Genomic DNA, 23,398 nt, shown 5'->3' with positions numbered 1-23,398 from the left:
TAATGATGCACGCTTTACGCGAAAGCAGCAACGCTCACATGCCCGCTTCCACGGCTTTCAGGACCGGAGCAAGGTTCACAACAAGGTCAGTTGACGGTTGCGTATCTCTTCAAGTGCCACAACGTGCGCGTACCCGTTGTAGACATGCGAGAATACGATACTCAGAGACATATCAAGGTCGTCGCAGGTAACCAGAGTGTCTGACAGACCTTTCGCAGACCGACGAAGACGCAGTCGATGTGCCAACATTCGATAACGAGATAGATCGGCACGCAACTGCGCAAGTACGTCCCGTTCAATGACATCAAGTGTCCAGGAACGTTTCGGTTCGGCAAGGCAGTTTGCCTCGTTAATCTCGTTGGTACGATAGCCGTGACAGTCCGATGACGTCGCAAGCGCTTTGATCGCGCACGGCATAACGATGGGGCCACCGAGGAAGTAATACCGGGGATGTGACGGCCAGTAGCCTTGGAAGGTGACAGCCATAGCGTCACCCTCCGATCAGGATCAGATCGTGCTCAAGCTCGGTGATGTCGCCACCAAGCACCATGTCACGACCCAACCGTTCGTAATCGATATAGAACGCGAGGTTGCCGGGGACCTCGTAACACTCGGAGACGATCTCTTCGGCATAATCCCCCGCTGTCCCGCGATAGACGCGATAGTCGTCCCAGCGCCGGGACAGTTCACCGATGTCGTACCCCATGTCGGCCAGATGGCAGGCGATGAGATAGCGGTCTTCGTCGTCACCAAGCTCGTCCAGCAGGTCGAACCAGTCGGAGAGGTATGCCTGAGAGATGTTCAGGGCGCTGAACAAACGGGCATGATCGCCATCGATGTATTGGAGTTCGAACTCCTCGACCGGGTTCCCGCAGTCGTCCCGGAGTCCTTCGGCTTTAGACTGATAATCTTCCAGATCCTCGAAATAGAAGCCGACGGCACCGAGGTTGTAAGGCTGGGCGAAGTACGATGCCTTCGCCCCGGTGGTGGTCAGGACCGCGCTCATGCTGCGTGCTCCTGTTCGGCCTTGATTTTCCGGACCACGGTGCGGCCCTGGACCAGCGGCGTGTAGTTGATGATGAGGTTGAACCCGTCGCCGTCTGCGTGGCTCCAGCCGATCCCGATCTTGGTCCAGCGGGCTTTCTCTTTCTCGCCGACAACGTGGAAAACTTCGTGGGTCGGAGCTTTGGGTGCATTGGATTTTGCCATTGGTGGTGTCCCTTGTTCGTTTGTCCGGCCACCCCGTGCGGCCGGTCGCCGACGCTTCGGGTCGAGCCTCAAGGGACGCTGTCAAGAGATCTTCTCGGGAGACCGCTTGCGGCGGAAGATCTCTTGACAGCGGCACGGCTCGGCCCAGTCTGGCGACTGATCCGGCCAGCGGGGGGACGGAATTCAAAGGAATGGGAAACCCTGTGAAATCACCTGCGCACGCTCCGATGCCCACTGACCGCGCCCATCACGCGAGAAAGACGCTTCGTGCCCTCTTCAGGAATCGGGTAGACAGGAACACTGGTGCGAGACGCCATAAATCTGTAGGCAACCAAGCGGCAGAAATGGTAGAATCAGGTATGGCGAAAGTAGAAAAGACAGGCATGCGGTCGGCAAAAAACGGCCAATTCGTAACAAAACCGATTGGCAGTAACAAAGCCGCCAAGTTTTCTGAAGTCGAAGGGCTTAAAATGAGTTTGGCTTCAAAAGTGCTCACCCAAAAGGCATCCGCCAAAGGGCTGAAGGGCGACGCCTACCGCAGTGAGATCACCAAGGCCTTCAAGAAAGGCTGAACGTGGTACGTTACAACGCGGTCGAAGATCCACTCTGCTATCCCGGCACACACGTCCTCAGGAATATTCCGGACATTCAGGACCAGGACGAACTCGATGAATTCGAGCAGCTGATGTTCGATTCACGGGCTCAGGAAGACCTGCCGGAAGGCAATTTCGATTTCAAGCACTACAAGTCCCTGCACAGGCATTTTTTCCAGGACGTTTACGAATGGGCCGGCGAATGCCGAAAAATCCGTACCGGTAAGGGTCAAAACTGGTTCTGCTATCCCGAATACATTGAAAAGCAAGCCAACCGGCTTTTTCAGCAGCTAGCGGATCGCGAGTTCCTTGCGAACGAAGCGGATGAGGATGCATTTGCCGAAAGTGCGGCCTGGTTCCTTGCGGAAATCAACGCTATTCACGCGTTTCGCGAAGGAAACGGACGCATCCAACTGGTGTTCCTCACCATGCTCGCCCGCAATGCGGGCTTCGAGTTGAATGAAGACAACTTACGGCCCGAGGAGTTTCTGAACGCGATGATCCGAAGCTTCGATGGTGAGCTTGCACCGCTAACTGCCGAGATCCGGCGCCTCCTCTAACGCTCATGCTCCTGCTCGGATTCTTCGCGCAGATATTCGTCGAGCATCCTTTCATAGGCGATGTCGCGTTCCCGCTGCGAAATCATCTCGCCGTTGGGTCCGGGGACGGGTCTATCAGGATCATAATCCTGTCGGTCAGGACGAAGCGCTTCGATCTTCTCGCGGACTTCGGTCGGCAAGACGCGCATCTTTTCTCGCTGATCCTGCTCGCGGATTTCCTGCATGCGCTGGTTAAGAATGAGATCCCCGGCGATGCGTTGCACCTCCGGTGAGATCTTCCCAGCTGCCTGAAGCGCTTCGATCTCTCGATCTGAGTACTCCTGCATGACGGCACGCTCAACGACGCTCTGCTCGAAAGCGGCAATCCGGGTGCTGTTCACCCCGTCGCCGATTTCTCCATAAGCATTGTCCAGCGCCTGCTCGTACCAGGGTTTTTCGGAATGTTCGGGCGTGGCGGGTTTCCTGTTGGTCTCAGGACCGCTACGCGGAGCTTCATAAGCAGGTTCAGATAGAGACGCGGCTTCCAGCCGGTCGAGTTTCCTGTCTTGCCAGTAGCGGTGATGTTCATCCCGCTCCTCGGGCGTCATATCGGGAGACACCACCGGTTCCGGTGGCCAGGTCTCCCGACGCGAAAGCAAAGGGTATTGCTGACCCTCAAAACTGTCGGGACTCTTCATTTCCTTTTCCCCTCTTACGCGCCGCGCGTGTTCACGCTTGTTCCGGCGCTCCATCGGATCAGGGCCGCGATGCCGGGTCGGTACCGCCCCTATGCCTCGGGCCTTGTAGCTGCGGTGATCGACCCTGTGGGCCGATCCGATCTTTTCCAGAATAGTGTTGGTCAGGTCCGCCCAGTTCTTGCGCACCTGTTTGACGAACGCCCGCTGTTCCAGCGCGACGATCTTTCCGCCAAACCCGTCTTCCTCAAGAACTCGGGTTGTCAGCAGGATATGGACATGGGGATTGTGGTCCGTGCCGTCTTCGTGGATGGCTATGTCCGCCACACAGCCAAGGTCTACGAAAGGTTTGACGAAGGCCTCCAACAGGGCAGGACGCAGCCGCTCGGGGACATCTCGCGTGATGGCCGCTTCAATGGATTTGGCCAAACGCGCATCGCGCCGTTTGGCGGTCATGTCCACCCTGTTCCAGAGATCGTTTCGTCGCGCCGCCCACGGCGGCGCTCCTTCCGGCAGGAGGATCTTCGTGTACACCACGTCTTCGCGGTTCTTGAAATCGACGTGCCGCTGTTCCCGCTCGGACCACAAACGCTCTCCGGCATTGTAGGCTGCTGTGGCAACCGCGATCCGTTCGTTCCCGTCCGTGTTGCGCCGGGCAAGATTGTCAATGTGGCAATGGATGTTGCCATCCTGCATGCACACCACCCTCTGCTATCCCAAATCCGTTCCGGTTTGCACGGCGCGGGGGTTGCAAGGGGGATTCCCCCTTGCCGCACTTCGGCGTTTGGAGCGCGGCCTTAAGCCCTCGCCGCGCTCTGAACGCCGCAATGTTGGCCAACCTGTAGTACAGGTCGGGCAACATGTAAGTGCGCTGTACAACTAGCTACACGTATTTGTTGACTCTTTTCAAGGTTGTCGAATAATCGCATTGCAATCCATGAGCTAACTGGGGGTGTTCATGGCGAAGAACCCGTTTGACCTCGGGGACATGCTTGGCAACGAAATGCGAGGTGTGACCACCGGAGCGAAATTCGGAATGAAATTCGGTCGTGGGCTGGCCAGTTGGAATCTCAAACGCCGACTTCAACAGGAAGGCTTTGATCCGATCACCATTGAGGCGGCGACAGAGGCTGTAGCCGCTGGCCGCGATCCCAGACCCATTCTGGAACAAGCGCAACAGGCTTACGCCCTCAGGGATAAACAGGAGGCCATGCGGCGCAATCCGCCGCCCATCCACGGGTCTTCCCGCTGGGCAACACGGGAGGACGTTGTGCAAGCCGGCCTGTTCAGGCAGGCAAGCGGACGAACCCTCAATCTTGGTCGTTTCGATGGCATGCCGATCAATTGGGACGGCGAAAGCCATCTTCTGACCGTCGCCCCGACCCGAACTGGCAAGAGCGCCATGCAGGTTATCCCGAACCTGCGAACACACGGCGGCTCGGCGGTGGTTCTCGATCCCAAAGGAGAGATTTACGAGCACACCGCTGCCTGGCGATCTCAGATGGGTCCTGTTTACGTGCTGAACCCGTTTGCGGTCGAAGGCATTCCGGAAACCGACGCGTACAATCCGCTCGATAGCGTGATTGACAGCCAATCAGCGCTTGAAATAGCCGAGATCCTCTATCCACGCACCAACGACGACAAGCAGCAATTCTTCGAAAACGAGGCAGTTGGGTTTTTAGCGGCAGCGGTAGAATTCTCCGCACGATTTGCACCGCCAAGTCATCGCAATCTCGGCACCTTGCGTGATGCGCTATCCACACTGGATGGGCAGTTTCATGGCCTTTTGAAAGCGATGAGCAACGAGATTTTGCCGCCTTCAATCCGGAATGCCGCCCGAAATTTTCAGACAAAGTCGCGCGATACGGGACAACCCCGTGTGCTGGACAGCCTGAACACCCATCTACGCATCTGGGATACGCCGGGACTTCGAAAGGCGACCAGCCGCTCAGGATTTGACTTTGCGAAGCTCAAAGACCAAACGGCAACCGTCTACCTCGTCCTGCCGTTCTCGAAGATCACTCCCTTCTCCACCTTTGTCCGGATGGTGTTCGCCGCAGCGCTAGATGCGATGGTTCTCACACCGAAGAAACCGCACACACCGGTCCTGTTCGTGCTTGATGAGTTCCTGTCACTCGCACCGGATGAACGATTTGTCTCGGCTCTCAGAACCCACGCCAGCGCTGGAGTGCGCCTGTGGTTCTTTCTCCAGGACCTGCCAACGCTGGAGCAGAAATATCCGACGACGTGGAAATCATTTCTGCAGGTCGAAGCCAAGACGTTTTTTGGCACGGACGATCCCTACACTGCAGACCTGATTTCGACCTATCTCAGTGACCGCACAATCGCCTACGACATTCCGAATATCTCAAGCACGACAACAGCGGGAGCCTCTCCTTCCGCCGGTTATTCCATTTCTGAAAACCTTCATCTGACGGCCAGAAGATTGCTAACGCCGGACGAAGTTATTGGTTTTCTCCGAGGTTCGGCCCAAGGGCGTAAGGCCATCCATTTTTTGCGAGATCTCAGCCATCCACTTCAGACCGATCTAACACCCTGGTTTCATCAGCAAACCGTCGAGGAGCCACAATGACGCCAACTCCTATTAAAGTTAGCCGCCATCCTGTTTGGCCGACCGTCTTGATTATGATCGCCGGAGCTGAACTGGGTGCTGTCTGGGCTCTGGTCCTCACGTTTCTCGCGTCTATTACCGCTCTGACAGTGGGAGGCCCTGTTGCAATGCTCATACTGGGGCCCCTTGTGATCGCGTTTTATGGAGTGGGAACCGTCTTTGTGCTGGTTGGCACCCCAATTTGGGCCTTCGTCGGTGGACTGCTGTTTACCGAGCTGACGATAGGGCAAACCGGAACCCCGGCCAGTAGGCTTGGCATGATGTTCATGACCAAAGATCATCCACTGGCACAAACGGTTCAGGATATGGCACAGAAGCTCGGCTTACCTCCGATTGCCTACGTAGGCTGGTACGCAAGCGACGATATCAATGCTTTTGCAATGGGAACCAATCCCAACAATGCGATGATCGCTGTCAGCAAGGGAGCCATCGAAAAGCTTTCTCGCGAACAGATGGACGCCGTGCTGGCACATGAGCTTGGCCACATCGCCAGTAAGGATATGGCGCGCATGACCTATGCCTGCGGGATACGCGATGCTTTAACGTTTTTCCTGATTTTCCGGGGACTGAAGAAAATAGCCCGATGGGTGTTCACACCCTTTTCCGAGTTGGAACTGCTGAGATTCTCCCGCAACAGAGAGTTTACAGCTGATGCGATTGCCGCTCGCCTCACCTCGGCAGAGGCGATGATTGCTGTTCTTCAAAAGTTGAAGGCATCAGAAATAGCTCCGCAAACTCATCACCAGGCAATAGTCATGATGTCAGCGCCCAGCGTTGGTACATGGCTTTCGACACACCCAACACTCGATGCTCGCATTGCGAAACTTGAAGCCTCGTTGATAGCGACAAGCACCGAGGAACAACCACAGCAACTGCCGGAGCCTTCGCCTCAGCCAATTTCGAGTTGAGATTAAAAGAGCGCTCTGCTAGCAGGAAGCATCACGCGGACGTGGTGGAATCGGTAGACACAAGGGACTTAAGTCAAAATTGAGTGCTCCGGTGGAAACACCGGATGTAGAACTGCTCAAATTCGGGGAACCCTGTCAGATGGCAATCCCGAGCCAAGCCTCGCAAGAGGAAGGTGTAGAGACTAGACGGGCAGCACCTAAGGCATTTGCTACGGTGAAGGTATAGTCCAGACCACAAACGCCGGAAGGCGGCGGCGAAAGCCGTAGCTGGTAAGAAAATCCCTCGGCCCTAGGCTGTGCGGGTTCGAGTCCCGCCGTCCGCACCAATCTTCAAAAAACCTGCATTTCTCTAAATCGCTCGTTGCAACGAACAACGCTTTCGAGCGTGTTCGGCTCTCTGTCGACTAGCTATATTATGTAAATAGTTGCTAATAGTTTTTACTTGTGTCAAGATTCATAGAGAAAATATGGAGGTGTTGACATGAATTTTTCACTTGGGAAAAAACTGGAGGAGTATGTCGCTGAGCAAATTGCCAGTGGTCCTTACAACAATGCCAGCGAAGTTGTCCGTGATGCCTTGCGGCTGCACGAAGAGCATTATCTGAAGCTGGAAGTCCTGCGTCGCGATGTTCAACAAGGCGTCCAGTCCGTAAAATCAGGTCGGGTCAGCCGCGCAAGCGCCGACGAAGTGATTGCCAAAGCCAAGCAACGAAAGCAGGCTTAGTGCGGAATTTCTTCCTTTCAATAGACGCCGAAACCGACATCCAGGACATCTATATTTTCTCAGAAGAAAAGTGGGGCGAGCAACAGGCTCAGACCTATGTTTACGATCTTTATGAGGCCTTCAACACGATAGGTGACAATCCCCGAATGGGGCGCTTACGTCGCGAACTCGGGGACGGTATTCGAAGCCTCCCCCACGGCTCTCATGTTGTTTTCTTTATGGAGTGGCAGGGCGAAACAGCCATTATGCGTGTCCTGCACAAATCTCGCGACTACGAAGAATTGTTTGAAACTTACAATCCGGCGCCGAGCATCAAAAGCAGTAAATATGGGAAATAACTCGAACCAAAGAACGCTATTTCGCCTTTGAAAATGCTCTCTTTCTGTAGAATCTTATGATTTTCTCTTGAATATCTAATTCCTTGGTTTTGAGCACTATGAGTTTATCTATTGCCTCGTCGCGAACCTTATTGTTTCCCTTACACCCTTCAAGCTCACGCACTAAGCTTCGAAGCTCATCGATTATCTTCATTGCGCGGGCTATATTACTATCCAAGGTTTATGCTTCGTAATCTGTGTCCTCATCCAAGATGTCCTGCATAAGATCATCTTTGGTTTCTCTTACTTTTTCCAATTGGTCTCTTAAATCGTCAAGCAAGGCCTCACCGGATTCGTTATCCTCATCCGACAACCTATCCTCTAATTCTGAAATCTCATTCTCTAACTCTTGCTCCTTATCCAAAAGACGAGACAATATTTCTTTTAGATCGCTCATGCATTGGCTCCACAGCTGGAGTGACTTCACAATTTGAGATTGTAAAGCTACCACATATAGTTTGACAGTGTGAATACATAAATGATCGGATGAAAAGGCAGTTTCGGAACGCGTGAAAAGGTACCCATTGAACCTTGGAATGCCGATGTGCGCAATTTTCGTCACTTATTAGGAAGGTTTCGCCAATCCAAAAGCCTTACTCAGCCAAATGAACCGACCGGTGCGCATTCCGCTTGGCGTGCTCGATGATCTGTTTCTTCGATTTGGCCTTACGCTTCACGTTCACAGCTGCTGCGCTGATGCTGGTGGCGATGTGTGACGCGTAGTACTTCTCGATCATTTCCACGCTGGTCCGGCAGTTTTTGGCAATCTGGTAGATGTCTGCACCTTCCATTAAACGCAGGCAGATGTAGGTGTGCCGCAGGCTATAAGCCGTTCGCCTATTCCCTTCCCGGTCGAACTTGAGCTTTTCTTCGTCCAGAATGGCATTGAACATAATCACGTGGTTACCCGGAAATACCGGATCATCCGGATTCGGCAGGTTGCGTTTCAGTAACCGCTCGAACGGAAAGACTGCATTGGGCGTGCTCTTACAGTACCCGACCCCACGTTTGCCCCTTACCTGAATGAGCAGGATGGTTTCATCGGTTTCCTCGTCGTGGACGATTTCGACATCCCGGACCTGAAGCCGTTTGGCTTCGTCCGGCCTGAGGCCAGTATTGGCCAAAAATAGTACATAATCGTGCAGCTGTTCAGCATGCCATTGATACCGCCCATCGCGGTGCCGTTCGGCACGTTTTCGCGTGGCGGTGTAAAGCTGTTTGTATTCGTCTGCTGAGAACCAAGCCCTGTGAGAAATTTTCTCGGCGGAGCGATACGGCATAGACAGATCCGGCAGGTGGGTGAGCCAGCCGTGCCGTATGGCCGTCTTGAGCACCTGACGAAGCGTGACGATCTCCTGATGCAACGTATTCTTCGCGGGTGGTTTACCTTCCGAGGCTGTGTTGTGGCGCATGACACGATATTCCTGCACCTTGCCTGACGTCACTTCCGATAACCCCAACTCGCCAAAAAACGGCAATAGGTAAAGCCGCAGGCGGCGTTCGTTCCCCGCTACATAAACCCGGTTGCGGGCTCCCCCGGTCACAACGTCGTATTCCTCAAGGTAGCGTTTCGCCGCTTCTTTGAAGGTTCGCTCGTCCTTAAGCGTTCCGCCTTTTTCCTTGGCCTTCAGCCGGAAAAACCAGTCCTCGGCGATCTCCTTGGCCAGAGAAAGGCTTTCCTCTCCCGTACTGACGCGCCGGTTCTTGCCCATGAGGTAAGTGGAACATTGCCATTTCCGGCTGTTTTCCCGCCGGTAGATGCTGACTTTTCCGCCCAAAATGGTGTGCTTTTCCATCTTTGACTCTCACCCTCACTTTCCGGCTTTTATTCTACCAGACTGTGTAACAGATGTGTAAGTCAGATACGGATGAAAATGATCACGAAAAAGAGACTAAGTTATTGAATTCATGGTGCCCATGATCGGAGTCGAACCGATACTGGAAGGATTTTAAGTCCCTTGTGTCTACCAATTCCACCACGCCCGCTTTTCCCTTCCCCTAGCTCTCCTGCCCGAAAAGCGCAAGAAGGCACTGCCGCTTTTCAGCGCATAGGCGGGAAGTTTCCCCGTCAGCCTGATTTTGCGGGAACAGAAGCTGGAAAATAGGCGCTTTGGGCGGTATGAGAACAGGTAACGGATAATTGGTGCCGAACGGGGCCTTGTGGGCTTAGAATGGCACCGGATAATTGTGAGACACGGTAAACCCCATGGTCAGCTATATCGACGCTTCGGAAGCCCCTTTGAAAAACACGGGTCAGGTACGTTTGTACGGCCCTGAAGATTTTGAAGGCATGATGCGCGCCGGACAGCTGACAGCTGCCTGTCTGGACGAGCTGGCCGACATCGTCAAACCGGGCACGACCACCCAGGAAATCGACGACTTCGTCTACCAGTACGGCATGGATCACAACGCCATTCCGGCGACGCTGAACTATCGCGGCTACACCAAGTCCTCCTGTACGTCGATCAACCATGTCGTCTGTCACGGCATTCCCAACGACAAGGCCCTGCGCGAGGGCGACATCGTCAACATCGACGTGACCTTCATTCTGGACGGATGGCACGGCGATTCCAGCCGCATGTATCCGGTCGGCCAGTTGAAGCGCGCCGCCGAGCGCCTGATCGACGTGACCTATGAATCGCTGATGCGCGGTATCGAGGCTGCCAAGCCGGGCAACACCACCGGTGATATCGGTGCTGCCATCCAGACCTTTGTCGAGGCTGAACGCTGTTCGGTCGTGCGCGATTTCTGCGGGCACGGTCTTGGTCTTCTGTTCCACGACACCCCCAACATCCTGCATTACGGGCGTCCTGGCGAAGGCGTCGAACTGAAGCCGGGCATGATCTTCACCATCGAACCGATGGTCAATCTGGGCCGTCCGCACGTGAAGGTTCTCAGCGACGGCTGGACGGCCGTCACGCGGGACAGGTCCCTGTCCGCACAGTTCGAACATTCCATCGGCATCACGCCTGAAGGTTGCCAGATCTTCACCACGTCCCCCAAAGGCATCCACAAGCCGGGCCTGCAGACGGACTGATTGTTCGGCCTGAGATCCGTTTACCGGCGATGCGCCGTCATCTGACAGCGGCTGACGCAGGAGCTCATGAAAGAGACGACGACCGCCAGTGAAGCACCGGCCGCAACCGGCAGCGACCACAAGGGACACCGCCAGCGGCTGCGGGAACGATTTCGTAAAACCGGCGAGCAGGGTCTCGCCGATTATGAACTCCTGGAATTCCTGTTATTTTCCGCCCTGCCCCGCCAGGATACAAAGCCGATCGCCAAAGCACTGCTTCAGCGCTTTGGTTCCTTTCCGGCAGCCCTTGCCGCCCCCAGGGAACGGCTCAAGGAAATTCCGGGGCTGTCCGACATCAGCATAGATGCGCTTCAGGCGGTACATGCATCGGTCATCCGCTTTCACAAGGCCGGTCTGGAAAAACGGCAGGTGCTCGACAGCTGGCAGAAGGTCATGGACTACCTGCAGGTTTCCATGGGGCTGGCCCCGGTAGAGCAGTTCAGGATCCTGTTTCTCGACAAGAAAAATGCGCTTATCGCAGATGAGGTTCAACAGACAGGCACGGTTGATCACACCCCGGTCTATCCGCGCGAAGTGATCCGGCGTGCCCTGGAGCTTTCGGCAACGGCCCTGATCCTTGTCCACAATCACCCGTCGGGCGATCCGACCCCATCACGCGCCGACATACAGATGACCAAGAAAATCGTCGATATTGCCGGCCCACTCGGGATCGAGGTGCATGACCATATCATCGTTGGTCTGCGTACAAACGTCAGCTTCCGCAGCTTACAGCTGATTTGAGCTGTTCGAGCAACCGGCAGGCCAAGTCTTGGGGCCCGTACAGCTAAGCTCTTTAAGACTGTTTGCAAAACCGGATCGGGAGTTTCGAGACTTTACCCTTAATTTACTTAGAATTTGCGGCATTCCTTAACCCAGATCGACAATACTCGGGCCAAAGAAATCGGGCTCGTATATGTACAATTCGTCTAAAAACTCCGGCGGACAGATAGCAAACGCGATCATTATTCCGATGGTCGTGATCGTCATGATATCCGTTGTCGGTATTTTCGGCCTGTTGCACTGGTCTGCCCGCCTGTCGGACGAAACCGCTGTCGAATCCCAGAACAAGCTCATTTCCGGCGCTTTGCAGCTGACCCAGAATTACATGGTCAAGCAGCAGAACGGCGTCGTGATCTGGGACGAAGCCTATCACCGGGTCAATCAGATCAACCCGGACGAAGGCTGGATCTACAACAACCTGATGCACTGGCTGTTTCAGAACCACGGTTTTTCCAAGTCGATCCTGATCAACCGCGATTACGGCGTGCAATATGTCTACGCGCAGAACCACACCAACAAGTGGATGACGCAGGAGTTGCTTCAGGAACTGAAGCCCGCCGTTGCCAAGGTGCGCGCCCGCTACATCATTTCCTTCCGCCGCACACCATCCGGGCTCTACAGTTTCATTCCGCAAAGCAGCGACGCGCGCCGGTCGATTGCCGAAACCGGCCTCGTCTCCCTGGCGGGCGAACCGTATCTCTTCAGTGCCGCCGCCATCATGCCGCAGATCCAGTCGATCTCCCGGGTCCGTTTCCCGCCGTCAGTGCTGGTAAGTCTGGTACCCTTGAGGGGTGAGAAGCTGACGGAAATCTCGGAAATGTCTCGCCTTGACGGGTTTGTTCTCGCCAACAACCAGACCCAGCGCGATGGCGTCGGCAGGTTTCAGCTGAAGTCCCCGCTTGGACAGGATGTCGGCCTGATCGCCTGGCAGACAACCGAGCCCGGCAGCCAGATGATACGCCGGATCAATCCGTTCCTGGCCTTGGCGGCGTTCATGATTGCGGCCGTGGTCATCGCCGTGACCATCTTCACCCGCCAGATGACCAAACGTCTTGCACGCAGCGAAGCCAAGGCAGTCCACTCCTCGCGTCATGATGCCTTGTCCGGACTGCCGAACCGCGCGCGGTTCCATGCACTTTTGACGGACACGCTGGACGAAAGCGTTGCCAAGGGAACGAATACGGCCGTCGTCTACATCGACCTCGACCATTTCAAGGACATCAACGATACGCTTGGCCATTCCGCCGGCGACAAGGTGATCACTGCGGTCGCCCAGAGACTGCAACGCGTCATTCCCGAAACCGGGATCGTTGCGCGCATCAGCGGCGACGAATTCGCGATGGTCATCAAGAACTGCGAAGATGATGTCTGGCTGGAATACATCCTCGACCAGGTGCAGGACGAAATCGGCCGTCCGATCATGATCGGGCGCCGTGAACTTCACGCCAGCCTCTCGATGGGCGCTGCCATTGCCCCGCGCGACGGCAACGATCCGGACGAGCTGCTGCGCAAGGCCGATATCGCGCTTTATGATGCCAAGGCGAACGGCCGGAACCGCCGTTCCTTCTTCGAACCGAACATGGAACATCACGTCCAGTCCAAGGACCGGCTGTCCCGCGAACTTCGGTTGGCGCTCAAGAACGACGAACTGACACTTGCCTACCAACCGCAGTCCGACACATCGGCCAAGCGGATCGTCAGCGTCGAAGCGCTGGCCCGCTGGACCAAGGAAGACGGCACCGTCATTTCCCCGGCGCAGTTCATTCCGGTGGCCGAGGAAACCGGCCTGATCAACGAACTGGGTATCTGGGTGCTCAACAAGGCTTGTGCCAAGGCGCACGAATGGCCCGGCATCACCGTTTCGGTCAACGTTTCGCCAAACCAGTTCAAGCATCCGCGGTTCGTCGAAAAGGTGATGGCGATCCTTGCCGCCAACAACCTGCCGCCACAGCGCCTGGAAATTGAAGTCACCGAAAGTGTTTTCGCGGGCCGCAACGATTCGGTGCTGAAGGCCCTGCGCAGGCTGAAGAACCTGGGCGTGAAGGTTGCGCTCGATGATTTCGGGTCTGGTTATTCCAGCCTCAGCTACCTGCGCCGCTTCCCTTTCGACACGCTCAAGATCGACCGGGATTTCGTTTCCGACATGAACGGCAACGCCGAAGCCGAGGCCATTCTGGTGTCGATCATCCAGCTCGGCAAAGCGCTTGGCATGACCATTGTTGCCGAAGGCATCGAGACGCTGGAACAGATCCGTTTCCTGCAGGCACACGACTGCAACCGAATGCAGGGCTACTACATTTCCCGCCCGCTGACGGACACCGCCCTGACGGCGTTCCTGGACGAATTTCACCGCGTCGGTACGCCCGGTTACGGTACAGACCTGAGCTATCAGGTACGCGCGGCGGAAGCTTGACGACACTTCGTACGGGCAAATGCCTGCCCGTCAGCCCTTCGATTTGTTCTGGAACGACCTTTAAACGCTACCAGGCTCAAAGACCCAGCAACGGACGGAGCCTGGCGGCAAACCCGTGAAAGCTCGCAAAGGGAGCCGTCTCGGCCAATGTCAGCCAGTCCTGCTCTACCCCGGCAGCCAGCTTCAGGCCAGCGTGACCGAATTCCGCACGCACCATATCCTTGAACCAGGCAACATGCTGCGCTTTGCGTTGGCGTTGCAAGGCATCACCTGACGCGATGTGCGCATGGTGGCGCGTCCAGTGGTCAACCAGATCATCAACACCGCTGAGGGTTTGCGCGGAGACTTCGCACACAGGCACCTTCCACCCTGCAGTGCTGTCGGTATCGCTCAACGACAGGGCGCCCGCGACATCCGAGGCAGCCCGACGGGCAAGCACACCCATATCTGCCTTAGTGACAGCCACGATATCCGGCAGCTCCATGATGCCGGCCTTCATGAACTGCAGACTGTCACCCGATCCGGGCTGGATACACAGAACGACCGTGTCGACAGCCTGCTTCAGATCCCCTTCCGATTGTCCGATACCAACGGTTTCAACGATCACGCAGTCGCACACGCACCGGAGAACGGCAATTGCCGCAACTGCATGATCGGAGAGGCCCCCGAGGCGATCCCGCGCCGCCATGGAGCGGACGAAGACGCCATCGTCGGATGGATCGGTTTTCAGGCGGGTTCGGTCACCCAGAAGGGCGCCACCGGTCACCGCGGAAGACGGATCGATGGCCAGCACAGCCACAGTCTGTCCTGCCGTCCGGCATGCCTTGATGAGCGCGTCGGTCAGGCTGGATTTGCCAACGCCGGGCGGACCGGTGAGGCCCAACACTTTCGCGGAGGCTTCACCGGCGGCCGAATCCAGAAAAGCGGCGGTTTCGGCATCCTCCGCATGGCTTTCCAGCCGGCTGAGAACCCGCGCGAGCTGCCTCTTACCACCCGCGCGCAAGACGTCCAGCTTGGGGTAGGCATCGCTCACACCGCACTCCCCTTGGCCTCGACCGGAGTTTTCCGCCCCATTCAGCTTCCGGACTTGAACTTCAAGGCCGCCTGAGCTGCTGCGAGGCGGGCAATCGGCACACGGAACGGTGAGCAGGAGACATAGTCCAGACCGACGCCTTCGCAGAAGGAGATCGAGGCCGGATCACCGCCATGCTCCCCGCAAATGCCAAGCTTGATGTCGGGACGGGTCGAGCGGCCGCGTTCAACGCCGATCTTGATAAGCTCACCCACGCCTTCCTGATCGAGAGAGACGAACGGATCCTGCTCCAGCAGGCCGCGCGTCTGATACGTCCCCAGGAAGGAAGCCGCATCATCGCGCGAGATACCGAAGGTGGTCTGCGTCAGATCGTTGGTACCGAAGGAGAAGAACTCGGCAGACTGTGCGATTTCCGCCGCTTTCAGGGCGGCGCGCGGCAGTTCCACCATGGTGCCGATCTGGTATGTCAGTTCCGCTCCGGTTTCGCTCATCACGGCTTTTGCCATGGCCTCGATGCTCTGGCGTACGAGGTCGAGTTCTCCCTTGAGGCCGACCAGCGGAACCATGATTTCCGGAACCACCGGTGCGCCGGTTACCTTGGCAGCCTCGACAGCCGCCTCGAAGATGGCCCGGGCCTGCATTTCGGCGATCTCCGGATAGGAAACCAGCAGACGGCAGCCGCGATGGCCGAGCATCGGGTTGAATTCTTCCAGTGCCAGCGCCCTGTCGCGAAGCAACTCCGGATCGGCACCCATGGCTTTTGCGACGTCCGCCAGTTCCTCTTCCGATTTCGGCAGGAATTCGTGCAGTGGCGGATCCAGCAGACGGATCGTTACCGGCAGGCCGTGCATGATTTCGAAGAGATTGGTAAAGTCCTGCCGCTGCATCGGTAAGAGTTTTGCAAGTGCTGTCCGGCGTCCGGCTTCGGTCTCGGCCAGGATCATCTCGCGCACGGCAATGATACGCTCGCCTTCGAAGAACATGTGCTCGGTGCGGCAAAGGCCGATACCTTCAGCGCCGAACTCCCGCGCAACCTTGGCGTCTTGCGGCGTTTCCGCGTTGGTGCGCACGCGCATGCGGCGCACCTTGTCGGCCCAGCCCATCAACGTGCCGAAATCGCCGGAGAGCGTCGGCTGAAGCATCTCGACCTCACCAACCAGAACCTGTCCGGTGGCTCCATCGATGGTGATGATGTCACCTTCCTTCAACTGCCGTCCGGCAGCATTGATCACACCGTTGCGATAGTCGATCCGCAGCATCCCAGCCCCGGCGACACAAGGCTTGCCCATGCCGCGCGCCACTACGGCCGCGTGGCTTGTCATGCCGCCCCGGCTGGTCAGAATACCCTCGGCCGCATGCATGCCATGGATGTCTTCCGGGCTGGTTTCCACGCGAACAAGAATGACCTTGCGCCCTTCCGCCTTGGCTTTTTCCGCCTCGTCGGAGGAAAAGACGATGGCACCGGATGCTGCGCCGGGAGAGGCCGGCAGGCCGGTCGTGATCACATCGCGCTTTGCTTTCGGATCAATTGTCGGGTGCAGGAGCTGGTCGAGCGCAGCAGGCTCCACGCGGCCAATGGCCTCTTCCTCACCCAATAGCCCTTCGGCTACCATGTCGACCGCGATCTTCAGCGCCGCCTTGGCGGTGCGCTTGCCCGACCGGGTCTGCAGCATCCAAAGCTTGCCCTTCTCGATCGTGAACTCCAGGTCCTGCATGTCCCTGTAATGGGCTTCCAGCTTGGCACAATAGGTCTGGAATTCGGCAAATGCCTCCGGCATCAGCGCTTCCAGCGACGGGCTGGAAGACCCGGCCCCGATGCGGGCCTTCTCGGTGATATCCTGCGGTGTCCGGATGCCGGCAACCACGTCCTCGCCCTGTGCATTGACCAGGAACTCGCCATAAAGGGCGTTTTCGCCTGTGGAAGGGTTCCGGGTAAAGGCGACGCCGGTCGCGGAGCTCTCGCCCATGTTGCCGAACACCATGGCCTGAACGTTGACGGCAGTTCCCCAGGACGACGGCAGATCGTGCAGGCGGCGATACGTCACGGCACGCGGCACCATCCAGGAACTGAAGACCGCGCCAATCGCGCCCCAGAGCTGCTCCTGCGGATCCTGCGGGAACGGCTTTTCCAGTTCTTCTTCCACCAGCGCCTTGAACTTCTCGATGATGCCCAGCCAGGCATCCGCATCGATTTCGGTATCGAGCGTCAGTTCATTGCGTTCCTTGTACTCTTCCAGAATTTCTTCAAACTCATGGTGGTCGAGGCCCAGCACCACGTCGGAATACATCTGGATGAAGCGGCGGTAGCTGTCGTAGGCGAAACGCCTGTCTCCCGCCTCTTGTGCGATCGCTTCGACTGTCTGGTCGTTAAGGCCGAGGTTCAGGACGGTATCCATCATGCCGGGCATGGAAACACGGGCGCCGGAGCGGACGGAAACCAGCAGCGGCCGTTCCGGGTCACCAAACTTCCGGTTGGTCGCCTCGCCGACCTTGTCCAGCGCTTCGGCAACCTGTGCCGTCAAAGCGTCCGGATAGGATTTGTCATGCTCGTAGTACCAGGTGCAGACTTCCGTGGTGATGGTGAAGCCCGGCGGCACGGGCAGACCCAGGCTGCTCATTTCGGCCAGGTTTGCGCCCTTCCCACCGAGAAGATTACGCATATTCGCTGCACCTTCTGCAGCACCATTGCCGAAACTGTAGACCCACTTGGTCATCTGATACTCTCCTCGCCTAGTTCGGTCTGCGGCGTCTCGCACGCAGCCAACTCGCATTATCATTCCGGCAGCAATCGGGCCGCACCGGCACCAGATCTTTTTGCACCGCACATTCCTGCTACGGCAACTGCTTGTCTTCAAGCCCTTTTTCAGCGAAACCGGTTATGATTGGTCGTAAGTCTTAGCATTTCCGACGTTGAGCAAAATCAAAAGGATTTAAACCCGCAGAAAGTTATCCCGGGCGCCTTGCCGGTCAGCCTTAAAGACGCCATTGTCAAAGGTAATAAGCAGTAAACCCACCAGATTCAGGGACAGAAGTGCGAACAATGATGACAAATCCGACCGGTGCCGTTTCGACCAGGGATCGCAGTCCTCTCCGCCGGAAACTGCTTGCGCTGGTCAGCGTGCTCGCCCTTCTTCCCGCTACCGCACTTGCCGAAACGAGCACCGAACCGGAAACTCTTGGCACACCGTCCGATCTGCCGTTCACGCTGTCCGGCAGCTACCTTTCCGGCCGCCTCGCCGGTTTCCAGAAAGACTACGCCCAGGCAGCGGCGTTTTACGAAGAAACCCTGGCCGCCGACCCGAGCAATACGATGTTGCTCGAACGCACCTTCCTCCTGAAGTTGGCCAACGGCGATGTCGAACAGGCCGTTGTCTACTCCAAGGAGCTGGAAAGCGCCGGTCTGCAGAATTTCCTCGCACAGCTGACGCTCGGTGCGCAGGAGATGCTGGACGGCCGCTATGAAAAGGCCAACGAAGAACTTGAGCGGGGCCGGAACGGCCCGCTCGCGCAGCTTTCCATCGGCATCTCCCGCGCCTGGACGCTTTATGGCAGCGGCAAGATCGACGAAGCCGTCGCGATGATTGACGGACTTGAGGGACCGGACTGGTTCGAAGTGTTCAAGTCCACCCACAAGGCACATCTTCTGTTTGCCGCCGGGCGTAACCAGGAAGCACTGGAAGCCGCCGAGAGCGCCTATGCCATTGACCAGGGTGCCTTGCGCGTCGTGGACGCCTACACCCGCCTTCTGGCCGCCAACGGACGCCAGAAGGAAGCACTTGATGTACTCGATCAATACGATGCGCAATTCCGCGGTCACCCCAAGCTTGACCAGACCCGCGAGGCTATCAGCAGCGGTGAGATCATTCCGCCGCTCGTTACTGATCCGGCAGCCGGCATGGCGGAAATCCTCTATGGCCTTGGTGCCGTAATCGGCCGCGATGGCGGTGAAGAGCTTTCCACCTCCTATCTGCAGCTTGCCCTCTACCTCGATCCGAAGGCTGAATTTGCAGCCATTGCTCTCGGCAGTGTCTTTGAGCGGATGGAGCAGCCGGAACGGGCCATCGAAGCCCTGATGATGGTGCCCGATGACAGCGTGCTGAAGCGCGAAGCCGAAATCCAGGTTGGCATGAACTACAATGCCCTGGAGATGGTGGATGAAGCCCGCAGCCATCTGGAAGAGCTTATCAAACAGGATCCCTCGGATCTTGAGGCCGTGATCGCACTTGGCAACATCCTGCGTGCACACGAAATCTACGAGGACGCCGAGGCAACCTACACCAAGGGCATCGACACCATTTCCGAACTGCAAAGTCAGCATTGGCTGATGCTTTATTTCCGCGGTATCGCCCGGGAAAGACTGGGAAAATGGGAACTTGCCGAAGCCGACTTCCGCAAGGCGCTTGAACTCAACGAGGATCAGCCACTCGTGCTCAACTATCTCGGCTATTCCCTGGTCGACCAGGGTCTGAAGCTGGATGAAGCCCTGGGCATGATCAAGAAAGCCGTCGAACTGCGGCCAACAGACGGATACATCGTCGACAGCCTTGGCTGGGTTTATTTCCGTCTTGGTCGCTACGAAGAAGCGGTGAAGGAACTCGAGCGGGCTATCGAGCTTCGCCCGGCGGATCCTGTCATCAACGATCACCTGGGCGATGCCTACTGGATGGTTGGTCGTCGCAACGAGGCAAGGTTCCAGTGGAACCACGCCCGCGACCTGGGTCCGGACGCAGAGGAATTGCCGAAAATTCTGGAAAAGATTGCCGAAGGCCTGAAGGAGGTTCCGGGAACGGATGCCGCCAAAGCCGAGACCGGCAAAAACGGCGGCTAACCGGACACACCCATGGCCCTCGCCTCAAAGTCTTCCCCCCGGGTGGAGCTGGCCCGGGCCAAGGTGAATCTGGCACTGCATATTACAGGTCAGCAGCCGGACGGCTATCATTTGCTGGATTCGCTCGTGGTCTTCCCCCAGATCGGCGACAGACTGGCAATAGAAGCTGCCGGTGAGCTCGACCTGCAAGTCGAAGGCCCGTTTGCGCGAGACCTGACGGGCCCGGTCGAAGACAACCTTATCCTGAAGGCCGTGCGCAGCTTCGCCGAAAAGGCCTGTATTGATGTTCCACAGGTTCGTCTGACACTGACCAAACGCCTGCCTGTCGCTTCCGGCATCGGCGGCGGCTCCAGCGATGCCGCTACCACCTTGCGCCTTCTGGAGGACTTCACCGGCACCTATCTTGCCGAGGAAGATCTGCACGCGCTGGCGCTGACGCTTGGGGCGGATGTACCGGTTTGCCTGTTTCCGGAACCCCAGATCATGCGCGGCATCGGCGGCGACCTGAGTGCCGGTCCGGACCTTCCGCCTTGCGGTATCGTGCTTGTAAACCCGAGGGTTGGCGTATCCACTCCGGAAGTCTTCAAGTCCATGGAACAGCGGGACAACGCTCCCATGGATCTCATGCCGGAAAAGTTTGAAACGCTGGCCTCGCTAGTCGCCTATCTGGCAAGCTGCCGCAACGATCTGCAGGACCCGGCCAAGGGTCTGTGTCCTGAAATCGGTCAGGTTCTGTCCGAACTTGAAGCCGATACCCGCGTCGACCTTGCAAGGATGTCCGGCTCCGGTGCGACCTGCTTCGGCCTGTGTGAGTTGAATGCCGCCATGGACGTCGAACGTGCATTGCGCAGCAGCCATCCCGACTGGTGGATCGCCTCCGGGCCGCTCTCCTGACAGAACGCAGAGTTGGCTTTTAGAAAACAAAGAAAAAGCCGCCATTTCAAAAATGGCGGCGTTTCAATTTCGTCAGAAAAACAAATACTTGTAAGCGTTAGCTCACACGCGAGATGCAGAAGGCAACAGCATCACCCAGCGCATCGCTATGCGCACCGGACGGCAACGTGTCCAGTGCAGCAAGAGCCTTGTTGCCGTAGTCCTTCGCCCGCTCGACCGTTTCAGACAAGGCGTCGTATTTCTTCAAAAGCTCGATGGCCTGTTCCAGATCACCATCTTGGATTTCCTCGCCTTCCAGGCAACGTCTCCAGAAGTCGCGATCTGCATCAGTGCCACGGGCAACGGCCAACACCACCGGTAGTGTGATCTTGCCTTCGCGGAAATCATCGCCGACATCCTTGCCGAGATCTGCGGAAGAGCCACCATAGTCGAGCGCGTCGTCAACTAGCTGGAACGCATAGCCGAGTTCCATGCCGTAGGTCCGCGCGGCCCGCTTCATTTCCACTGACTGCCCGGCAATCACGGGGCCGACTTCGGCAGCAGCGGCAAACAGAGCGGCGGTCTTGGCCTCGATCACCCGCAGATAGTCTGCTTCGGTCGTGGCGATGTTCTTTGCTGCGCCAAGCTGCAGCACTTCGCCTTCCGCAATGACTGCGGATGCCGTGGAGAGGATGCGCAGCGCTTCCAGCGAACCGACATCGACCATCATCTTGAAGGCCTGTCCAAGCAAATAGTCGCCGACAAGAACACTTGCCTGGTTCCCCCAGACCTTGCGCGCTGCAAGCTTGCCCCGACGCATGTCGCTTTCGTCCACGACATCGTCATGCAGCAGCGTGGCGGTATGCATGAATTCCACGCTGGCCGCCAACGTGACATGACCATCGCCCTGGTAGCCGAACATCTCGGCACAGGCCAGCGTCAGCATCGGCCGGAGCCGCTTGCCGCCGGAGGAAATCAGGTGCTTGGCGATTTCCGGGATCAATTCAACATTCGACCCTGCCTTCGACAGGATCAGATCGTTGACCTCGCCCATGCCGCCGGACACCAGATCAACGAGCGGCTGAATGCTCGGACGGCGCGGCTGATCGTCTGTATAAGTTGCAACAACGGCCACTAATGGCACTCCCTGAATATTTGTGCGGACAATATGTTGCGAACGCCTTCGGGGCAAGCCGCCAATCCATTGACAAACTGTTGAAATGCCGCAATCAGCTGGTTTTGCTGTAAACCGGTCGGATGGGGCTTTCCGTTCGACCGCAGGACATGGACCGCTAACGCCGGGAATCTTATGGAAGAACTAGTCAGAACAAACGATCCCGTCCTGATTTCCTTTCTGGAATCGATTCTTGAAGATGCCGGCATCAAACATTTTGTCGCAGACGGCAACATGAGCATTCTGGAAGGTTCGCTGGCCATGATCCCGCGCCGCATTCTTGTCGATTCAGACCAGATCCAGATGGCGCGCAAGCTGGTGCGAGACGCCGGTCTGGAACATGAACTGCGTCCGGAAAGCGACCGGGCCTGACATGACTTCGCCGACGGACAGCACCGAATGCACATCTCAGGAAACAACCCATGACGCTTTTCTTGGCGGCAAGGTCTATGTGCATCAGCCCAAGCGTGGCCGGCACAGGGCGGGCCTCGACGCGGTCTATCTGGCGGCGGCCCTGCCCGATGGTACCCGGGGGCATGTCATAGACCTTGGCGCAGGTGTCGGCACCGCCGGGTTTTGCGCCGCGGCGCGCTTGCCGGATATTCGGGTAACGCTGGTCGATATAGACGAGACCGTGCTTGCCCTTGCCCGTCGCGGCCTTGAAGACCCCGCCAATGGCGCGTTTTCCGCCCGTGTTTCCCTTCTGGAGGCTGATATTACGGCCAAGGGAAGTGCGCGCCACGCAGCCGGTCTTACCCCCGCAATGGCGGACCATGCCATCATGAACCCACCCTACTATGAGGCGGACCGTTTCCGGGCATCGCCCAACAGTGCTCGTGCCGGCGCGCATATGCTCGATGACCGGGGACTGGAGCCATGGGCGAAAACAGCAACGGATATTGTCAAGGAAGGCGGCAGCCTGACCGTCATCTTTCGGGCCGACGGTCTGCAGGAACTGTTGAGCGTTCTCAAGGGCCGGTTCGGCGCAATCGAAGTCATTCCGCTTCGTCCAAGACCGGAAGCGGCAGCAACACGTGTTCTGCTGCGCGCCATTCGCGCCAGCAAGGCCCCCTTACGGCTGATGCCGGGGTTCGTATTGCATGAGGGGGACGGATCCGAATTTACCCCTCAGTCAAAAGCCATCATGCGTGATGGCGAAGGACTTGGCCTCAGCGCGCGCTGATTCCTGTCCCGCCTATCTCAGTGCACCACGATTTCTCCGTCCGCGTAGCGGAAATCAACCGGCGAGATCAGGGTCTGATGCGCAACGCGAACGGAATGGATGCGACCTTCTATCTCCCGTTCCCAGAACACGAGAAACCTGGTCAGTTCGGGAAATTTCGGCGCCAGATCTTCCGTTTGCCACAGGAAACTCTGCAGCAACTTCGGATGATCAGGCAGACGGTAGAGGATTTCCGCCGTCATCAGTCCATAGCCGAGAAGGCGCTTTTCAAAGTTGGAGCTGGTTTTCATGCCAATCCTTTCTTCTGTGCAAAGAAAGATTGTCACGGAAATCTGGTTAACCAAACCCGACTTTTGGATAT

23 protein-coding genes and 1 tRNA gene are annotated in these 23,398 nt (G+C 57.2%); 13 read left to right on the top strand and 11 right to left on the bottom strand.

Annotated elements, in window-relative coordinates; translation table 11 throughout:
- Window positions 1–75 precede the first annotated feature (75 nt).
- Genes FIU93_RS17510 through FIU93_RS17500 form a run of 3 tightly spaced genes read right to left on the bottom strand, consistent with a single transcriptional unit; the run spans window position 76 to window position 1,209 of the window.
- On the bottom strand, window positions 76–486 hold the full coding sequence (locus tag FIU93_RS17510; protein WP_152506313.1) for a hypothetical protein: 411 nt from the start codon (window positions 484–486) through the stop codon (window positions 76–78).
- Between the two features lie 4 nt (window positions 487–490).
- Window positions 491–1,006, bottom strand: coding sequence for an antirestriction protein ArdA (locus tag FIU93_RS17505; protein ID WP_152506312.1), 516 nt, complete (start codon window positions 1,004–1,006; stop codon window positions 491–493).
- A complete protein-coding gene (locus tag FIU93_RS17500) occupies window positions 1,003–1,209 on the bottom strand; it encodes a hypothetical protein (RefSeq protein ID WP_152506311.1) in 207 nt (68 codons plus the stop codon). The genes FIU93_RS17505 and FIU93_RS17500 overlap by 4 nt, the downstream gene beginning before the upstream one ends.
- 359 nt (window positions 1,210–1,568) lie before the next feature.
- Between FIU93_RS17500 and FIU93_RS17495 the strand changes: the two genes are divergently transcribed.
- Both FIU93_RS17495 and FIU93_RS17490 read left to right on the top strand, forming a co-directional pair.
- The gene (locus FIU93_RS17495; RefSeq protein ID WP_152506310.1) at window positions 1,569–1,781 is read left to right on the top strand and encodes a hypothetical protein; all 213 of its coding nucleotides are present in this window, start codon (window positions 1,569–1,571) and stop codon (window positions 1,779–1,781) included.
- Between the two features lie 2 nt (window positions 1,782–1,783).
- Window positions 1,784–2,362: a Fic family protein gene (locus FIU93_RS17490; RefSeq protein WP_152506309.1), complete on the top strand. Its 579-nt coding sequence runs from the start codon at window positions 1,784–1,786 to the stop codon at window positions 2,360–2,362.
- Here FIU93_RS17490 and FIU93_RS17485 read toward each other — a convergent pair.
- Entirely contained in the window at window positions 2,359–3,732 is a 1,374-nt protein-coding gene (locus FIU93_RS17485; protein WP_152506308.1) for a MobA/MobL family protein, read from the bottom strand. The genes FIU93_RS17490 and FIU93_RS17485 overlap by 4 nt on opposite strands.
- A 292-nt stretch (window positions 3,733–4,024) precedes the next feature.
- On the opposite strand from FIU93_RS17485, the gene FIU93_RS17480 reads away from it, so the two are divergent.
- From FIU93_RS17480 to FIU93_RS17465, 4 genes are all read left to right on the top strand, one after another.
- Window positions 4,025–5,629: a type IV secretory system conjugative DNA transfer family protein gene (locus FIU93_RS17480; protein ID WP_173017350.1), complete on the top strand. Its 1,605-nt coding sequence runs from the start codon at window positions 4,025–4,027 to the stop codon at window positions 5,627–5,629.
- Window positions 5,626–6,576, top strand: a complete 951-nt coding sequence (locus tag FIU93_RS17475) for a M48 family metalloprotease (RefSeq protein ID WP_152506306.1) — start codon at window positions 5,626–5,628, stop codon at window positions 6,574–6,576. Before FIU93_RS17480 ends, FIU93_RS17475 begins: the two co-directional genes overlap by 4 nt.
- Window positions 6,577–7,057: 481 nt before the next feature.
- Window positions 7,058–7,300, top strand: a complete 243-nt coding sequence (locus FIU93_RS17470) for a type II toxin-antitoxin system ParD family antitoxin (RefSeq protein ID WP_152506305.1) — start codon at window positions 7,058–7,060, stop codon at window positions 7,298–7,300.
- Complete coding sequence (locus tag FIU93_RS17465; protein WP_173017349.1) at window positions 7,300–7,638, top strand: type II toxin-antitoxin system RelE/ParE family toxin; 339 nt, start codon at window positions 7,300–7,302, stop codon at window positions 7,636–7,638. Before FIU93_RS17470 ends, FIU93_RS17465 begins: the two co-directional genes overlap by 1 nt.
- 220 nt (window positions 7,639–7,858) lie before the next feature.
- On the opposite strand, the gene FIU93_RS17460 is transcribed toward FIU93_RS17465, so the two are convergent.
- From FIU93_RS17460 to FIU93_RS17450, 3 genes are all read right to left on the bottom strand, one after another.
- Entirely contained in the window at window positions 7,859–8,074 is a 216-nt protein-coding gene (locus FIU93_RS17460) for a hypothetical protein (protein ID WP_152506303.1), read from the bottom strand.
- 196 nt (window positions 8,075–8,270) lie between these two features.
- On the bottom strand, window positions 8,271–9,473 hold the full coding sequence (locus FIU93_RS17455; RefSeq protein WP_152506302.1) for a site-specific integrase: 1,203 nt from the start codon (window positions 9,471–9,473) through the stop codon (window positions 8,271–8,273).
- A 113-nt stretch (window positions 9,474–9,586) separates the two neighbouring features.
- Window positions 9,587–9,657: transfer RNA gene (locus tag FIU93_RS17450), tRNA-Leu, on the bottom strand.
- A gap of 226 nt (window positions 9,658–9,883) precedes the next feature.
- On the opposite strand from FIU93_RS17450, the gene map reads away from it, so the two are divergent.
- The 3 genes from map (at window position 9,884) to FIU93_RS17435 (ending at window position 13,946) form a co-directional block, all read left to right on the top strand.
- A complete protein-coding gene (gene map, locus FIU93_RS17445; protein WP_023001049.1) occupies window positions 9,884–10,714 on the top strand; it encodes a type I methionyl aminopeptidase in 831 nt (276 codons plus the stop codon).
- 66 nt (window positions 10,715–10,780) lie between these two features.
- Window positions 10,781–11,494 carry a DNA repair protein RadC gene (gene radC, locus FIU93_RS17440; protein WP_023001048.1) on the top strand — a complete coding sequence of 238 codons (714 nt, stop codon included), beginning with the start codon at window positions 10,781–10,783 and terminating at the stop codon, window positions 11,492–11,494.
- Window positions 11,495–11,666: 172 nt separating this feature from the next.
- A complete protein-coding gene (locus FIU93_RS17435) occupies window positions 11,667–13,946 on the top strand; it encodes a bifunctional diguanylate cyclase/phosphodiesterase (RefSeq protein WP_055654868.1) in 2,280 nt (759 codons plus the stop codon).
- Between the two features lie 76 nt (window positions 13,947–14,022).
- Here the strand turns inward: FIU93_RS17435 and FIU93_RS17430 are convergent, their stop codons facing one another.
- Both FIU93_RS17430 and ppdK read right to left on the bottom strand, forming a co-directional pair.
- On the bottom strand, window positions 14,023–14,979 hold the full coding sequence (locus tag FIU93_RS17430) for a methylmalonyl Co-A mutase-associated GTPase MeaB (protein ID WP_152506301.1): 957 nt from the start codon (window positions 14,977–14,979) through the stop codon (window positions 14,023–14,025).
- Between the two features lie 41 nt (window positions 14,980–15,020).
- A complete protein-coding gene (gene ppdK, locus FIU93_RS17425; RefSeq protein ID WP_152506300.1) occupies window positions 15,021–17,693 on the bottom strand; it encodes a pyruvate, phosphate dikinase in 2,673 nt (890 codons plus the stop codon).
- A gap of 326 nt (window positions 17,694–18,019) precedes the next feature.
- Here ppdK and FIU93_RS17420 point away from each other — a divergent pair, with 326 nt between their 5' ends.
- Window positions 18,020–19,807 (top strand): tetratricopeptide repeat protein, encoded by a 1,788-nt coding sequence (locus FIU93_RS17420; protein WP_082444449.1) that lies wholly within the window; start codon window positions 18,020–18,022, stop codon window positions 19,805–19,807.
- Between the two features lie 12 nt (window positions 19,808–19,819).
- Window positions 19,820–20,701 carry a 4-(cytidine 5'-diphospho)-2-C-methyl-D-erythritol kinase gene (locus tag FIU93_RS17415; RefSeq protein WP_173017348.1) on the top strand — a complete coding sequence of 294 codons (882 nt, stop codon included), beginning with the start codon at window positions 19,820–19,822 and terminating at the stop codon, window positions 20,699–20,701.
- Between the two features lie 97 nt (window positions 20,702–20,798).
- On the opposite strand, the gene FIU93_RS17410 is transcribed toward FIU93_RS17415, so the two are convergent.
- Complete coding sequence (locus FIU93_RS17410) at window positions 20,799–21,734, bottom strand: polyprenyl synthetase family protein (RefSeq protein WP_209010425.1); 936 nt, start codon at window positions 21,732–21,734, stop codon at window positions 20,799–20,801.
- Between the two features lie 255 nt (window positions 21,735–21,989).
- Here FIU93_RS17410 and FIU93_RS17405 point away from each other — a divergent pair, with 255 nt between their 5' ends.
- A complete protein-coding gene (locus FIU93_RS17405; protein ID WP_152506298.1) occupies window positions 21,990–22,226 on the top strand; it encodes a DUF2007 domain-containing protein in 237 nt (78 codons plus the stop codon).
- 1 nt (window position 22,227) lies between these two features.
- Window positions 22,228–23,037, top strand: coding sequence for a methyltransferase (locus tag FIU93_RS17400; RefSeq protein ID WP_152506297.1), 810 nt, complete (start codon window positions 22,228–22,230; stop codon window positions 23,035–23,037).
- Between the two features lie 17 nt (window positions 23,038–23,054).
- Here the strand turns inward: FIU93_RS17400 and FIU93_RS17395 are convergent, their stop codons facing one another.
- Window positions 23,055–23,327 carry an usg protein gene (locus FIU93_RS17395; protein WP_152506296.1) on the bottom strand — a complete coding sequence of 91 codons (273 nt, stop codon included), beginning with the start codon at window positions 23,325–23,327 and terminating at the stop codon, window positions 23,055–23,057.
- Between the last annotated feature and the right edge of the window lie 71 nt (window positions 23,328–23,398).

This window comes from Labrenzia sp. THAF35, from assembly GCF_009363595.1.
GTDB classification, from domain to species: Bacteria; Pseudomonadota; Alphaproteobacteria; order Rhizobiales; family Stappiaceae; genus Roseibium; species Roseibium algicola.
The sequence above is the reverse complement of the archived record's forward strand: the minus strand, read 5'-3'. Positions and strand labels throughout refer to the sequence as shown.

Bases quoted from the DNA above. Each gene is read 5' to 3' on its own strand.
- FIU93_RS17480 (WP_173017350.1), top strand. From the start codon at position 4,025: ATGCTTGGCAACGAAATGCGAGGTGTGACCACCGGAGCGAAATTCGGA.
- FIU93_RS17395 (WP_152506296.1), bottom strand. From the start codon at position 23,327: ATGAAAACCAGCTCCAACTTTGAAAAGCGCCTTCTCGGCTATGGACTG.
- FIU93_RS17410 (WP_209010425.1), bottom strand. From the start codon at position 21,734: ATGGGCGAGGTCAACGATCTGATCCTGTCGAAGGCAGGGTCGAATGTT.
- FIU93_RS17495 (WP_152506310.1), top strand. From the start codon at position 1,569: ATGGCGAAAGTAGAAAAGACAGGCATGCGGTCGGCAAAAAACGGCCAA.
- FIU93_RS17500 (WP_152506311.1), bottom strand. From the start codon at position 1,209: ATGGCAAAATCCAATGCACCCAAAGCTCCGACCCACGAAGTTTTCCAC.
- FIU93_RS17485 (WP_152506308.1), bottom strand. From the start codon at position 3,732: ATGCAGGATGGCAACATCCATTGCCACATTGACAATCTTGCCCGGCGC.
- FIU93_RS17475 (WP_152506306.1), top strand. From the start codon at position 5,626: ATGACGCCAACTCCTATTAAAGTTAGCCGCCATCCTGTTTGGCCGACC.
- ppdK (WP_152506300.1), bottom strand. From the start codon at position 17,693: ATGACCAAGTGGGTCTACAGTTTCGGCAATGGTGCTGCAGAAGGTGCA.
- FIU93_RS17405 (WP_152506298.1), top strand. From the start codon at position 21,990: ATGGAAGAACTAGTCAGAACAAACGATCCCGTCCTGATTTCCTTTCTG.
- FIU93_RS17510 (WP_152506313.1), bottom strand. From the start codon at position 486: ATGGCTGTCACCTTCCAAGGCTACTGGCCGTCACATCCCCGGTATTAC.
- FIU93_RS17415 (WP_173017348.1), top strand. From the start codon at position 19,820: ATGGCCCTCGCCTCAAAGTCTTCCCCCCGGGTGGAGCTGGCCCGGGCC.
- map (WP_023001049.1), top strand. From the start codon at position 9,884: ATGGTCAGCTATATCGACGCTTCGGAAGCCCCTTTGAAAAACACGGGT.
- FIU93_RS17470 (WP_152506305.1), top strand. From the start codon at position 7,058: ATGAATTTTTCACTTGGGAAAAAACTGGAGGAGTATGTCGCTGAGCAA.
- FIU93_RS17455 (WP_152506302.1), bottom strand. From the start codon at position 9,473: ATGGAAAAGCACACCATTTTGGGCGGAAAAGTCAGCATCTACCGGCGG.
- FIU93_RS17420 (WP_082444449.1), top strand. From the start codon at position 18,020: ATGATGACAAATCCGACCGGTGCCGTTTCGACCAGGGATCGCAGTCCT.
- FIU93_RS17505 (WP_152506312.1), bottom strand. From the start codon at position 1,006: ATGAGCGCGGTCCTGACCACCACCGGGGCGAAGGCATCGTACTTCGCC.
- FIU93_RS17460 (WP_152506303.1), bottom strand. From the start codon at position 8,074: ATGAGCGATCTAAAAGAAATATTGTCTCGTCTTTTGGATAAGGAGCAA.
- radC (WP_023001048.1), top strand. From the start codon at position 10,781: ATGAAAGAGACGACGACCGCCAGTGAAGCACCGGCCGCAACCGGCAGC.
- FIU93_RS17400 (WP_152506297.1), top strand. From the start codon at position 22,228: ATGACTTCGCCGACGGACAGCACCGAATGCACATCTCAGGAAACAACC.
- FIU93_RS17435 (WP_055654868.1), top strand. From the start codon at position 11,667: ATGTACAATTCGTCTAAAAACTCCGGCGGACAGATAGCAAACGCGATC.